This is a genomic window from Phenylobacterium sp. (genome assembly GCF_035569475.1).
Lineage (GTDB): Bacteria > Pseudomonadota > Alphaproteobacteria > Caulobacterales > Caulobacteraceae > Phenylobacterium.
Genome location: NZ_DATMNA010000025.1, coordinates 1 through 13,544 on the forward strand (window position 1 = coordinate 1; position 13,544 = coordinate 13,544).

The following is a 13,544-nucleotide window of genomic DNA, read 5'->3' on the forward strand; positions in this document are numbered from 1 at the left end:
TCGTCGAGCGCTACTTCTGCAAACTCAAGCACTTCCGCCGTGTCGCCACGCGCTTCGACAAGCTCGCCAGGAACTTCCTTGCCGCCGTGCTCCTCGCCTCAACTCGACTCTGGCTCAGAGCTTATGAGTCCACGACCTAGAGCCCTTCCACTCAGGGTGAATCAACCTGAGTGGACAAGAAGGGCTCCAGCTACAGGGTCTAGATCGCGGCGCGCCGCCGGGGAGCCGGTCAGGCCACGCCGTGCGCCTTGAAGAAGGCCAGCATCTTGGCCCAGCCGTCGGCCGAGGCCTTGGCGTCGTAGCTGGTCCGATAGTCGGCCAGGAAGCCGTGCTGGGCGTCCGGATAGACCACGATCTCGGCGGTCTTGCCGGCCGCCTTGAGCGCCGCGCGCATGTCCTCGACGTCCTTGGCGGAGATGCCCTTGTCCTGGCCGCCATAGAGGCCCAGCACCGGGCACTTCAGGTCCTTCACGCCGTCGATCGGCGCGGTGCGCGGGTAGGGGCCGGCCTTCAGCGGCCCGTACCAGGCGACGCCCGCCTTGAACTCCGGGAACACCTCGCAGTCGCGCCAGACCGCGCCGCCGCCCCAGCAGAAGCCGGTGGCGCCCAGGCGCTTCATGTCGGCGAACGGCTGGGCGGCCAGGTACTTGAGCGAGGCGGTGGTGTCGCCGAGCACCTGCGCCTCCGGCTGGGCCCGCACGATGTCCATGACGACCTTCATGTCGGTGGTCTTCGACGGGTCGCCCGTGCGGACGAAGAGGTCCGGGGCCAGGGCCACATAGCCGGCCTTGGCCAGGCGGCGGCAGATGTCCTTCACCCACTCGTGGACCCCGAACACCTCGGAATTGACGAAGATCACGGGGTGTTTTCCCTTGGCGGCGGGCCGGGCCAGGTAGCCGGGGATCTTGCGGTCGGCGGCCTGGATTTCGACGGTCGTGGTGACCAGGCCGGTCTCGTCGGTGGTGATGGTCTCGGCGTCGGCGGAATAGGCCGCGACGGCGTAGCCGCCGGCCAGAGCCAGCGCGATCGAGCGCCGCGTCAGGTCCAGGTCGCCGGTCCAGGTGCCTTCGGCGCGGGTGAGAGTAACCAAGGATGCCTCCGTAACGGGTAATTGTTGTTGTTATGCTGACACTGCGGCGCCAGGACACAGGGAGTCAAAAAGTGACAGCGTACGCAAACAGCCGGGCTGCGGGGCGACGGGCGGGCCGCGCAGGTCCCGCCTTCACGCCGCCGAAGCTTAGCAATTGACTCATGTGCTTGGCGCAATTGGAGACTTTCACCCTTGCGGGCGCGTCCAGTTTCCCCATATCGGCTGGCGGCGCCGGGTTCCCCGCGAGTAAACTTCTGCGGCGGAGCCGGGCGTAGATCTGATCGAACCGGGGACGTTGCAAGACCGAGGCGCTTCACTAGAAGGCTTCCCCGTTGCGTCCGCCAACAAGGAGCGAGCTAGACTCTCAATGAGCAAGATTATCGGTATCGACCTCGGCACGACCAATTCGTGCGTCGCCATCATGGATGGCAAGACGCCGAAGGTGATCGAAAATGCTGAAGGCGCGCGCACCACCCCGTCCGTCGTCGCCTTCCTGGAAGACGGTGAGCGCCTGGTGGGCCAGCCGGCCAAGCGCCAGGCGGTGACCAACCCCTCCAACACCCTCTTCGCCATCAAGCGCCTGATCGGCCGCAACTACAGCGACCCGATGGTGGAGAAGGACAAGGGCATGGTGCCCTACGAGATCGTCAAGGGGCCGAACGGCGACGCCTGGGTGAAGGCCCAGGGCAAGGACTATTCGCCCCAGCAGGTCTCGGCCTTCATCCTGCAGAAGATGAAGGAAGCCGCCGAGCAGCATCTCGGCGAGAAGGTCGAAAAGGCGGTCATCACCGTCCCGGCCTATTTCAATGACGCCCAGCGTCAGGCGACCAAGGACGCCGGCAAGATCGCCGGCCTCGAGGTCCTGCGGATCATCAATGAGCCGACCGCCGCGGCGCTCGCCTACGGGCTTGAGAAGAACGACGGCAAGAAGATCGCCGTCTACGATCTGGGCGGCGGCACCTTCGACGTCTCGATCCTGGAGATCGGCGACGGCGTCTTCGAGGTGAAGTCGACCAACGGCGACACCTTCCTGGGCGGCGAGGACTTCGACCTGCGGATCGTCGATTTCCTGGCCGACGAGTTCAAGAAGGAGAACTCGGTCGACCTGCGCAAGGACAAGCTGGCCCTGCAGCGCCTGAAGGAAGAGGCGGAAAAGGCCAAGAAGGAGCTCTCCTTTACGGCCCAGTACGAGCTGAACCTGCCGTTCATCTCGATGAACGCCAACGGCCCGCTGCACCTGAACATCAAGCTCAGCCGCGCCAAGCTGGAAGCCCTGGTCGAGGACCTGGTGGCCAAGACCATCGGCCCCTGCGACCAGGCGCTGAAGGACGCCGGGCTGAAGAAGTCCGACATCGACGAGGTGATCCTGGTCGGCGGCATGACCCGCATGCCCAAGGTCATCGAGACCGTGAAGGCCTTCTTCGGCCGCGAGCCGCACACCGGCGTGAACCCCGACGAAGTCGTGGCGCTGGGCGCGGCGGTGCAGGCGGGCGTGCTGCAAGGCGACGTCAAGGACGTGCTGCTGCTGGACGTGACGCCCCTGACCCTGGGCATCGAGACGCTGGGCGGGGTCTTCACCCCCCTGATCGAGCGCAACACCACCATCCCGACCAAGCGCAGCCAGACCTTCTCGACGGCCGACGACAACCAGTCGGCGGTGACCATCCGGGTGTTCCAGGGCGAACGGCCGATGGCGGCGGACAACAAGATGCTGGGCCAGTTCGACCTGGTGGGTCTGCCGCCCGCGCCGCGCGGCGTGCCGCAGGTCGAGGTGACCTTCGACATCGACGCCAACGGCATCGTCAACGTCTCCGCCCGCGACAAGGCGACCAGCAAGGAACAGTCGATCCGCATCCAGGCCAACGGCGGCCTTTCGGACAAGGACATCGACGCCATGGTCAAGGAAGCCGAGTCCAACAAGGCCGACGACGAGAAGCGCAAGGCCGCCGTGGAGGCCAAGAACCAGGCCGACGCGGTGATCCACTCCACCGAAAAGGCCCTGGCCGAACACGGCGACAAGGTGAGCGTGGACGAGAAGGCCGCGATCCAGACCGCCCTCGACGACCTGAAGGGCGTGGTGGACGGGGGCGACGCCGAGGCCATCTCGGCCAAGACCCAGACCCTGATCCAGGCGTCGATGAAGCTGGGCGAGGCCATGTACAAGGCCCAGCAGGACACCGGCGAAGGCCCGGCCTCCGACGCGGACGCCGCCCATGCGGCGGGCCACGGCGGCGAGGACGTGGTCGACGCCGAGTTCGAAGAAGTCGACGGCGACGATCACAAGAAGTGAACGTGACAACCTGCCCCATGGCGAGCTTCGGCGTCCTTTGCGAAGACATGGCCACTGGGGACGTCGCCGCCGCTTCTGCGCGACAAGGGACCCCCGCCCGCTCGATCGAAAGGTCTTGTAGCCGGGCGGGGGTTTTCCCACCTTCCCAAGAGCTAATCACCATGCGTCCGGCGGTTTGATGCGCGACTATTACGAAATCCTCGGTGTCGAGCGTAGCTGCGACGCGGGCGCGCTGAAGGCGTCGTTCCGCAAGCTGGCGATGGAGCACCATCCCGACCGCAACGGCGGTTGCGAGGACGCCTCCGGCCGGTTCAAGGAAATCAACGAGGCCTATTCGGTCCTGTCCGACCCGCAGAAGCGCGCGGCCTATGACCGCTTCGGCCATGCGGGCGTGAACGGGGCCGGCGGCGGTCCGGGCGGCGCCCAGTTCCACGACGTGGGCGACATCTTCAACGAGGTGTTCGGCGACGTCTTCGGCGACATGTTCGGCGGCCGCCGCGGCGGCCCGCAGCGCTCCGGCCCGACCCGTGGCCAGGACCTGCGCTACGACCTGGAGATCACCCTGGAGCAGGCCTACGCCGGTTCCGAGGTGGAGGTGAAGATTCCCGCCGCCCTGACCTGCGAGACCTGCGAGGGCTCCGGCGCCAAGCCCGGCACCAGCCCCACGACCTGCAACGCCTGCGGCGGGGCGGGCCGGGTGCGCGCCACCCAGGGCTTCTTCTCCATCGAGCGCGCCTGCCCGCGCTGCGGCGGATCGGGCCGCCTGGTGCTCGACCCCTGCGCCGACTGCCACGGCATGGGCCAGGTGCGCCGCGAGCGCGTGCTATCGGTCCGCATCCCGGCCGGCGTCGACGACGGCGCCCGGATTCGGCTTTCCGGCGAGGGCGACGCGGGCTCCCGGGGCGGGCCGCGCGGCGACCTCTACATCTTCGTCTCGGTGCGGCCGCACGAACTGTTCGAGCGCGACGGCCTGGACCTGCTCTGCACCGTGCCCGTGCCGATGGCCATCGCCGCCCTGGGCGGCGAGATCGAGGCGCCTTGCCTGCTGGGCGGAGAGAACTGCGACGGCAACTGCAAGATCTCGGTCAAGGTCCCGGAAGCTTCCCAGACCGGCAAGACCGTGCGGCTGAAGGGCCGCGGCATGCCTTCCCTGCGCTCGCGCGACCGCGGCGACCTGGTGGTCGAGCTGTTCGTCGAGACCCCGGCCAAGCTCACCGCCCGCCAGAAGGAGCTGCTGCGCGAATTCGCCGGCCTGTGCAGCGAGCAGCAGCATCCCAAGAACGCCAGCTTCACCGGCAAGGCCAAGACCTTCTGGGACAGCGTCAAGGGTTAGGGGCCGTCCCTCCCCGATTCGGGGAGGGAAGGTTTGCGGCGCGCGGGGCTTTCCGCTAGAGGAAGCCTCCGCTGGAACAAGCACCCGTAGCTCAGCTGGATAGAGCGTTGCCCTCCGAAGGCAAAGGTCACACGTTCGAATCGTGTCGGGTGCGCCAGCGGTTTCAATGGCTTAGGTTCCAAGCGGCGTCCTGGCGGGTCGATTTCACGACATAGGAACAAGGCCCGCGTCTGGTGGGTTGGCTCCAGGCTTCCCCCGAAGCCAATCAAAGGAGACAGGACCATGGGCGCCGACCAAAAAGACAACAACGCCAACAACACCCGTCAGCCGCAACAGCAGCAGGGCGACAAGACCCAGTCCAAGCCCATGCAGCAGAACCAGCAGGGCCAGGGCTCCAGGCAGGGCGGCCAAAGCGGCCAAGGCTCCGGCCAGGGCGGTCAGGCGGGTCAACAGAACGCCGGCCAGGGCGCGCGCAGCGGCTCCGGCGGCGCGAGCCAGACGGACGACAGCGGCCGCGGCCAGAAGCCGTAACGGCGAAGGGCCCGCGCCTCGCCGGCGCGGGCCGACACCGCGGCCGGACCGGCCCCGGTCGATCGCCTGACGGGTTCTAGAACTGGATGTGGCCCGCCAGGCGCAGGTCGTAGATGTTCAGCCCGCTGCGAGCCTCGGCGCCGGTTTCCAGCGCGAAGCCGCCGGAGCCGTTCTCGCCCTTCAACGAGAAGTGCGCCACCGCTCCCTGACCGGAGATGTCGTCGGCGCGCAGGGTGAAGGCGTCGCCGCCGGCGACGAACCGCGCGGTGGTGGTGCCCAGCACATCGCTGACGACGGCCTTGTAGCCCACCAGGGCTTCCGGCCCCCAGGACTTGTCCGGCCCATAGAGCGCGCCCACGGCCACGCCGGCGAAGGTCGTCAGGCGCGAGGAGGTGCGCGAGGCCACCGAAAGGTCCATGCCGTCGCCGCCGCCGGTCTCGGTATAGGAGCCTTCCGCCAGGCGCATGTATTCGATGTTGCCCTGCGGGCGGATGTACAGGTTGCGGCCGACATGGGCCTCGTAGCTGGCCGCGGCGCGGGCGTTGACGCCAAAGGCCGACCAGTGGCCGTTGGCGACCCGGTTCACGGCCAGGCCGTCGCCGCCCAGCACCTCGACCACCCGGACGCTGGAGATCTGCGCGTAGTCGGCGCCGACCCGCATATTGGCCGAGAAGGCCCCCTTGGTCATCCGCCAGTAGACGCCGGCGTCGATCAGGTTGGCGTGCAGGTCCTCGGCGGAATCGACGTTGTCCGGATAGACCGCGTTGGTGCCCCCGCCGAAGGTGACCCCCAGGATGCCCAGGGGCGTCCTGGGCACCTCGTAGCCGGCCACCACGCCGAAGCTCCAGGCCTTGTAGCCCGGATCGTCGGTCTGGCCCTTGGCGAACACCCCGGCGTTGGTCTCCTGCATCCAGAAGCCGCCGCCCTGGGGATCCTGCCGGTCGTCGAGCGGCCGGGCGAAGGCGCTGACGTTGGCGGCGATGGTGTTGAACAGGCTGCCCGAGTGGTTGGGCATCAACTGGTTGTAGAGATTGATCAGGCCGCTGCGGCTGGTCTGGGCCAGGAGGGCGCCCTCCAGGCCGGCGTCCTTGACGATGTTGGCGATCAGCGGGTTGTAGGCCGCCGCCGTCGTGGACGGCAGGCCGAGCTGCGCGGCGGTCTTGAGCGTCAGGGTCGCGTTGACCGTGCCGGCCGCGGCGTTGGTCGTCAGGTTGGTGGTGTAGAGGAAGGGCGTGGTCCCGAGCAGGCTGGAATCCACCGTCCCGGCGTTGAGCTGGGTCGCCTGGATCAGGGTGAAGGTGGACGTGCCCGGCAGGATCGAGGCCAGGCGCACGCCGATCTTGGCGCCGCTGGCCAGGGTGGCGGTTCCGGCCACGTTGAGGTTGGTGGCCTGGCCGGCGTTGGGATCGGCGGTGACGATCAGCGTGGAGGTGGAGCCCAGGTTCAGGCTGGTCAGCTTCAGGTGGCTGGTGTCGTTGATCTGCAGGGTGCCGTTGTTGACGGCCAGCGCCACGGTGCCGCCGGCGGCGTCCAGGTTGCCCTTCACCGACGCGCCGTTGTCGATCGTCAGGCTGTTGGCCCCGGCGCCCAGGTCCAGGTTGCCGGTGAGCGTGCCGGCCAGGATCTGCACCTGGTCGGCGCCGGAGCCCAGCAGGACCGAGCCGGTGATGCTCGGCACGAGGGTGTCGCCGCTGGGCGCGTCTTGCAGCAGGCGCACGCCCGTGGTGTTGGCCGACAGGTCCAGGGCGACGTTCTTGCCGGTGACCGGCGCGCCGGCCGTCGACAGGGTGCGCGTGGCGCTGATGGTGCCGATGTTCTCGACGTCGCTGATCGTGCCCGAGTGGTCGACCAGGGCGATGACGTCGGCCTTCTGGCCCGCCACGGAGGCGGTCAGGGTGCCGGCGTTCTGATAGACCGAGACGTTCGAGCCGGCGCCGATGGCCACGCCCGTGGAGGCCGCGCCCGCGGCGTCGGAATTCATCACCGAGGCGATGGCGCCCTCGTTGCGGAACACCGGCGCAATGACGCCGTTCATGGTGATCGCCGTCGAACTGGCGGCGTAGGAGGACGCGCCGACGGAGCCCACGATGCGGACGCCGCCGGTGGTGTTCACCGTGCCGCCGCCGGTCACGCCGAGCTGCATGCCGGTCGCCGAGACGCCGTCGTAGACCCCGCTGCCGAGCACCGAGCCCTTGATCTCGATGCCGAAGGCGTCGGTCGTGGTCCCGACGTTGCCCAGCGTGATGTTGCGGCCGGACGCTCCGCCGACCACGAGGGCCGGCGCCTGGCCGAAGGAGGTGATCGAACCGGCGACGGTGCTCGTAAGGCCCGTGGTGCTGTCGGTGGTGGTGATCGCGTCCACCAGGATGCCCTGGGCGACGCTGCCGCCCACGGTCACCGCCGAGCCGCCCTGCAGCAGGTCGTCCGCCGCCAGGTGGCCGAGGAACGTGGGGTCGGTGGAGCGGGTGGTGTAGCGGTAGCCGGTCGAGCTGATCGCGCCGTTGATCAATAGCTGTCCGCCGATATCGCCGCCGAAGTTCGCGCCCTGGACGCCCTGGCCCGCGGCGGTGAGGGTGCCGCTCAAGGTCACGGCGCCGCTCACCGAGCCGGTGGTGCGGATGCCGAAGCTGTTGGTCCCGGCGACCGAGATGGTGCCGAGGTTGCTCAGTGCGCCGACGAGGTTGGCCTCGATCGACATCGCCGCGGAGTTGTCGCCCTTGATGGTGATGTTGCCGATCGAGCCGTTCGAGATGTCGCCGGTGAAGGCGCCGGGCCCGACGACGCGGATGCCGAAGCGGTTGGTCCCGTTGGCGAACGGGCCGTGCACGATGCCGTTGGAGTCGGTGGTCGTCGTGGAGGTGTCGTCCACCTCGATGGTGCCGTTGTTGGTGATGAAGCCGGCGTTCCCGCCGTTGGCCAGCACGCCGGTCACGTTGTCCAGGTTCTGGAACATGATCACGCCGTTGTTGGTCAGCGAGTTGCTGCTGTCGATGGTCACCGCCACGCCGGAGGGCGGCTTGATGGAGGCGCCCGAATTGATGGTCACGTCGCCCGCCGTCGAGGTCTTCACCGGCGTTGCGGTGTTGCTGCTGATCGTCGTCGAAGGCGTGGTCTGGGCGAGCGCCGGGACGGCCCAGAGCAGGGCCGAGGCGCTGACCATGGCCGGCCCGGCCAGCAGGATACGCGCAAGCGCGCCGCTGCGCCGCGACCCGTCTGAAGGTCCCTGGGCAAGGTCCCGGGCGGCATCCGGCGAAAAATACCCAGTCATCAACTTTGATCCCTCACGACGGATCGATCGATTGAGCATGATTGTGTCCAGCGAATGACCCGGGCTGTCGGATTATCAGGTTCGGCGGGCCCGCGTCGCCTTGTTCGTTTCACTCTTGCATCACAGGCCGAAACAATCGGCCGATCGTCCAATTTCCCCGAAATTTGCAGAGCTTAGGCCGCGGGGCAACTCCGAGATCGCCGGAGGCGGCCGCGCGTTCCAGAAACCTCATGCGAGGCTTAGATGCAAATACCTTCAACTCCAACAGCTTACGGAGGCAGTGAGGCGCAACGCCTGCTGAGCATGCTCCTCCAGCAACAGCAATCGGCCGCCGGGCAAAACCTGCCGGGGTCCGCCGCCGCGACTCCTGCGGCGCCGGCGACGGCCACGGCTACGGCTCAGACCACCACCCTGAGCTCGGCCCAGTTCGCGTCGGACACCCTGAGCTCCCTGCTCTCGGCGCAGGAAGCGCCGTCCAGCAGCGCCAGCATAGCCGCCAAGATCATCGGCGTGGCGGACACCAACGGCGACGGCTCCCTCAGCCTGTCGGAAGTCCAGCAGGCCATCGGCGGGGACACCACCTCGGGCTCGAGCTCGCTCAGCCAGGCGTTCAGTCAGATCGACACCAACGGCGACGGCCAGATCAGCGCCGGCGAACTCGCCAACGCCCTCAGCGCCCAGAATGCGACGCAGAACGCGAGCGGCGGACCCCAGGCCCAGGCCGCTCATCACCACCACCACCATGGCGGCGGAGGCGCCGGCGGCCCGCCGTCGAGCACCGACCTCGCCAGCCAACTGCTCAGCTCCGCCGACACCAACGGCGACGGTGAGCTAAGCGTCGCCGAGATCCAGAACGCCCTCGGCGCGCCGTCCCCGTCCTCGACCTCTTCGACCTCTTCGACTTCGTCGACATCGTCGTCGTCCACGACTTCGACGTCCTCCACGGCCTCGGCCGACGCGCTCAGCTCGGCCATCGCCAAGCTGGACACCAACGGGGACGGCCAGCTCAGCGCTTCCGAACTAAGCGCCGGCATCGACGCCTTCCGCGCCGCGCACCATCGCGGCGGGACGCAAAGCGCCCAGGCCCAGGCCCAGTCGACCGTCGTCGCCTGACGCCGACGCGGACGGAGCCTAGAACGGGCTCCCACCGTCGCCCAACGCGCCGCGCCACACTGTTGCGCAGGCGTTTCCTGGCTGTCTCGCCCCCCGAAATTCCGCTGGACGGCCGCCGTGCGATCAAGCGGCGGGACCAACTCACGGAAGACCTCATGCGACCCATCCTCCGCCAAGCCGCCCTTACGGCCCTCGCCGCGCTGGGCGCGGCCTCCATCGCGGCGCCCGCCGCCTGGGCTCAGGACGACTCCCGCGGCCAGCGCCCGACCCCGGACCAGATCCACGCGCGAATGCGGCAGATGCGCGAGGCGCACGAGCGCCAGCGCGCCGCCGACCTGCGCACCATCCTGCGCCTGCGGCCCGACCAGGAGCCGGCGCTCGCCGCCTTCCTCCAGTCGCACGAGCGGCCCGGCGGCCCCGGCGAGCCGGGCGAACGCCGCGGCCCGCCCGGCGAGGCCCCCACGGCCATGGCCATGACCACGCCGCAGCGGCTCGACGAAATGGCCCGCCGCGACGCCCAGCGCGAGGCCCTGCACAACCGCCGCGCCGAGGCCCTGCGCACCTTCTACGCCGCGCTCAGCCCCGAGCAGCGCCAGGTCTTCGACGCCTTGCAGCGGATGCATGGGGGCCATGAACACGGGGGCTTCGGGCGCCGCGGCTTCGCCGGTCCGCACGGCCCGATGGGCGGCTCCGGCGGTTCGCCGCCCCGCGACGAGTAGCCTAGGCCCTTCCCAGTTCGGGCGGGTTCACCCGAGCCGGACAAGCAAACGGCCTGTCTTCAACGATTTAGAGCGCGTCGGACGGGTAAACCGGCTTCCGCTTCACCCTGACGCGCGCTCAGGCCTTCGAAGGATTGTGGCGTCGTCGTTGTTGCGGCGCCACAATCCTCAGGGAGGAAAGGCCATGAACAGTCAAGCCAGCGTCCTCCCGGCTCGTCACATCCTGGTCGTCGACGACGACTCGCAACTGCGCGAACAGGTGGTCGGCTATCTGCAGGAGCACGGCTACCACCTGCACGCCGCCAACGATGCAACCTCGATGGAGGCGGCCCTGGCCGCGGCCCCCATCGACCTGATCGTGCTCGACGTCATGCTGCCGGGCGAAGACGGCCTGTCGATCTGCCGGCGCCTGTCGGAGACCGGCGGCCCGGCGATCGTCATGGTCAGCGCCATGGGCGACGAGGTCGACCGGGTGCTGGGCCTGGAGCTGGGCGCCGACGACTACCTGCCCAAGCCGTGCAGCCCGCGCGAGCTGCTGGCGCGGGTCCGCGCGGTGTTCCGCCGGCTCGACGAGGTGCGCGGCGGCGCGCCTCGGCGCGGCAAAACCTATCATTTCCAGGGATTCGTGGTGGACACCCTGCGCCGCCAGCTCCGCGCGCCCAACGGCACCACTATCCTGCTCACCGGCGGGGAGTTCTCCCTGCTCAGCGTGTTTTTGGAGAACCCCCAGCGGATCCTGTCCCGCGACCAGCTCCTGGAACAGGCCCGCGGCGCCCAGACCGAGGTGTTCGACCGCGCGGTGGACGTGCAGATCAGCCGCCTGCGCCGCAAGCTCCACGCCTGTGTCGAGGGCGAGATCATCAAGACCTATCGCGGCGCCGGCTATCTCTTCGACGCCAAGGTGACACGGGCGTGACGGACGCCGCCCCGGCGACGCCGCGCCGCGCGTGGCCGCGGGCGCCGATCAGCCTGCAACTGGTCATCCTGCTGGTGGCGAGCCTGCTGGTCGCCCAGGCGATCAGTTTCGGCGTCATCCTGTTCATCCCGCCGCCGCGGCCGCCGGTCTACCGGGTGGCCGACGTGGCCGCCGCCATCCGCGGCGGTCCGCTGAAGACCCGCTTCGGCCGCCCGATGACGCGCACGGTCGCCGCCGGCCTGCCCGCGGAGCTGGTGGCGCCGCACCGCGAGCACGAGCGGACCCTGCTGGCGCTCGCCCGCATCCTGGGCGAGCCGGAGGCCCGGGTGCGGCTGGAGGAGCAGAACGCCTCGCCGCTCTGGCGCCTTCGCCGCGCCTTCAGCGGCGCGCCGGCGCAGCGCGGACCGGACCGCGGCGGCCCCATGGGCGCCTCCCCGTTCGAGATGGACCGCGCCGCCTCCGAGGCGGGGCCGGCGGACCCGCCGGGCGCCCAGGCGCCGCGCGCGGCGGGCGGTGGCCCTGACCCCGCGCCGGGCGCGCTCGCCGAATACCTGCACGGCTGGGGCCATGGCCGGCGGTTTGGCGGCGGCCCGGAGATGCCGATCTTCGGCGATTTTTCCGCAGCCGTGCAGCGGCCCGACGGGAGCTGGACGGTCGTGCGCTCCACGCCGGAGGCCTTTCCCTCGGCCTGGCAGATGCAGGCCTCGGCCTGGCTGCTGGGCGGCTTCCTGCTGGTCGCCTCGGCCGGTTACCTGTTCTCGCGCCGCATCTCCGCGCCCCTGAAGCGCTTCGCCGAGGCCGCTGAGACCCTCGGGCGCGATCCGCACGCCCCGCAGATGACGCTCAAGGGGCCCGCCGAGGTGGGCGCCGCAGCCCACGCCTTCAACGAGATGCAGGCGCGGCTGAAGCGCTACATCCTCGACCGCACCGCCATGGTGGGCGCCATCTCCCACGACCTGCGCACGCCGCTGGCGCGGATCCGCTTCAAGCTGGAGGCCGCGCCGCCGCGCCTGAAGGCCTCGGTGCTCTCCGACGTGGAGCAGATGGAGCAGATGATCGGCGGGGTGCTCGCCTTCATCCGCGACGAAGGTCAGCCGCGCCGCCGCGAGCGGCTCGACCTGCTCTCGCTGATCGAGTGCGTCGTGGACGACGCGGCGATGGTCGGCGGCCAGGTGGAGATCATCGACGGCGCGCCGGTGACCGTGGACGGCGATCCCGTCGCCCTGCAGCGCCTGTTCTCCAACCTGGTGGACAATGCGGTGAAGTACGGCGGCGAGGCGCGCATCCACGTGCGCCAGGCCGAAGGCGCGGCGGTGGTCGAGATCGCCGACGCGGGCCCGGGGCTGTCGCCCGACGAACTGGGCCGGGTGTTCCAGCCCTTCTATCGCACCGACGCCTCACGCAACCTGGACAACGGCGGGGTCGGCCTGGGCCTGCCGATCGCGCGCTCCACCGCCCGCGCGCACGGCGGCGACGTGGAGCTGATGTCGGAGCCCGGCGGCACGACCGCGATCGTCACCCTGCCGGCCGCCGCCTAGGCGTGCAGGATGCGGCGTCAGTCCGCCCGGCGGCCGACGACCGGCGTGTCCGGATAGGAGAGCTGCTCGCGCGCCATCCACTCGGCGGTGACGTAGTTGAAGATCAGCGACTTGCGCACCACCGGGATCGGCCGCGGCTCGAAGCCGTGCCAGGTGCGGTCGGAGGGCACGAACGCCAGCGCGCCGCCGACGTTGAACGGCGCGCGGTGCGACCAGGTCGCGCCGTCGGAATAGATGTCGGTGCCCAGGTCCGGCTGGCCGGCGGGGCCCAGATAGTAGAGCAGGGTGAACTTCTTGACGCCAAGGTCGGTGTGCGGCTTCAGCCAGAAGCCTTCAGTGTCCTGGGCGTATTCGATGCGCAGGCAGCAGCCGTCGAGTTGCGCGCCGGTGAGCGTTTCGATGGTGGCCACGGTGTCCGGGTGCTGGAAGGCCTGCGCCAAGGCGTCGCACATCGGGTGCTGGGCTATGGCGGCCGCATCGACATATTTGCGTGTGTTGTTGTGGATTTCGCGCGAGCCGGATACGCCGTCCAGCGCCGGCGCCGGGAAGGGCAGGGCGTCGAGGGCTGCGGCCATGGCGGCAGGCAGGACGTCCTGCAGAATCCAGTGGCGGTAAGGTTCGTCCTGCGGGCGCGCCGCGGCGAGGCTCCTGGCGAAGCTGTCGCGGCAGGCGTCGCGCTCGGCGGCTATCGCCGACGCGCCATCGCCGGGGGAATCGAGCAAGGCCAGTGGACTTCTATGCATTGA

Annotated in this window: 10 protein-coding genes, 1 tRNA gene and 1 pseudogene; 9 read left to right on the forward strand and 3 right to left on the reverse strand. The window is 69.4% G+C overall.

What is annotated here, in order from left to right; all coding sequences use genetic code 11:
• A pseudogene (locus VNW53_RS03830) lies at positions 1-140 on the forward strand (IS5/IS1182 family transposase); the annotation flags it as partial.
• Between the two features lie 89 nt (positions 141-229).
• Here the strand turns inward: VNW53_RS03830 and VNW53_RS03835 are convergent.
• Positions 230-1,090 (reverse strand): dienelactone hydrolase family protein, encoded by an 861-nt coding sequence (locus VNW53_RS03835; protein ID WP_325553752.1) that lies wholly within the window; start codon positions 1,088-1,090, stop codon positions 230-232.
• 367 nt (positions 1,091-1,457) lie between these two features.
• On the opposite strand from VNW53_RS03835, the gene dnaK reads away from it, so the two are divergent.
• From dnaK to VNW53_RS03855, 4 genes are all read left to right on the forward strand, one after another.
• On the forward strand, positions 1,458-3,380 hold the full coding sequence (gene dnaK, locus VNW53_RS03840) for a molecular chaperone DnaK (RefSeq protein WP_325553753.1): 1,923 nt from the start codon (positions 1,458-1,460) through the stop codon (positions 3,378-3,380).
• Between the two features lie 178 nt (positions 3,381-3,558).
• Positions 3,559-4,713: a molecular chaperone DnaJ gene (gene dnaJ, locus VNW53_RS03845; RefSeq protein ID WP_325553755.1), complete on the forward strand. Its 1,155-nt coding sequence runs from the start codon at positions 3,559-3,561 to the stop codon at positions 4,711-4,713.
• Positions 4,714-4,793: 80 nt separating this feature from the next.
• A tRNA-Arg gene (locus VNW53_RS03850) sits at positions 4,794-4,870 on the forward strand.
• Positions 4,871-4,995: 125 nt separating this feature from the next.
• Entirely contained in the window at positions 4,996-5,244 is a 249-nt protein-coding gene (locus tag VNW53_RS03855) for a hypothetical protein (RefSeq protein WP_325553757.1), read from the forward strand.
• 76 nt (positions 5,245-5,320) lie between these two features.
• Here VNW53_RS03855 and VNW53_RS03860 read toward each other — a convergent pair whose 3' ends face one another.
• The gene (locus VNW53_RS03860; RefSeq protein ID WP_325553759.1) at positions 5,321-8,512 is read right to left on the reverse strand and encodes an autotransporter outer membrane beta-barrel domain-containing protein; all 3,192 of its coding nucleotides are present in this window, start codon (positions 8,510-8,512) and stop codon (positions 5,321-5,323) included.
• A gap of 303 nt (positions 8,513-8,815) precedes the next feature.
• Here VNW53_RS03860 and VNW53_RS03865 point away from each other — a divergent pair, with 303 nt between their 5' ends.
• The 4 genes from VNW53_RS03865 (at position 8,816) to VNW53_RS03880 (ending at position 12,798) form a co-directional block, all read left to right on the forward strand.
• Positions 8,816-9,625: an EF-hand domain-containing protein gene (locus VNW53_RS03865; RefSeq protein ID WP_325553760.1), complete on the forward strand. Its 810-nt coding sequence runs from the start codon at positions 8,816-8,818 to the stop codon at positions 9,623-9,625.
• 155 nt (positions 9,626-9,780) lie between these two features.
• A complete protein-coding gene (locus VNW53_RS03870) occupies positions 9,781-10,344 on the forward strand; it encodes a Spy/CpxP family protein refolding chaperone (RefSeq protein ID WP_325553761.1) in 564 nt (187 codons plus the stop codon).
• Between the two features lie 184 nt (positions 10,345-10,528).
• Positions 10,529-11,260, forward strand: coding sequence for a response regulator (locus VNW53_RS03875; protein WP_325553762.1), 732 nt, complete (start codon positions 10,529-10,531; stop codon positions 11,258-11,260).
• Entirely contained in the window at positions 11,257-12,798 is a 1,542-nt protein-coding gene (locus VNW53_RS03880; RefSeq protein WP_325553763.1) for a sensor histidine kinase, read from the forward strand. The genes VNW53_RS03875 and VNW53_RS03880 overlap by 4 nt, the downstream gene beginning before the upstream one ends.
• A gap of 17 nt (positions 12,799-12,815) precedes the next feature.
• Here the strand turns inward: VNW53_RS03880 and VNW53_RS03885 are convergent, their stop codons facing one another.
• The gene (locus VNW53_RS03885) at positions 12,816-13,520 is read right to left on the reverse strand and encodes a hypothetical protein (protein ID WP_325553764.1); all 705 of its coding nucleotides are present in this window, start codon (positions 13,518-13,520) and stop codon (positions 12,816-12,818) included.
• Positions 13,521-13,544: the final 24 nt, after the last annotated feature.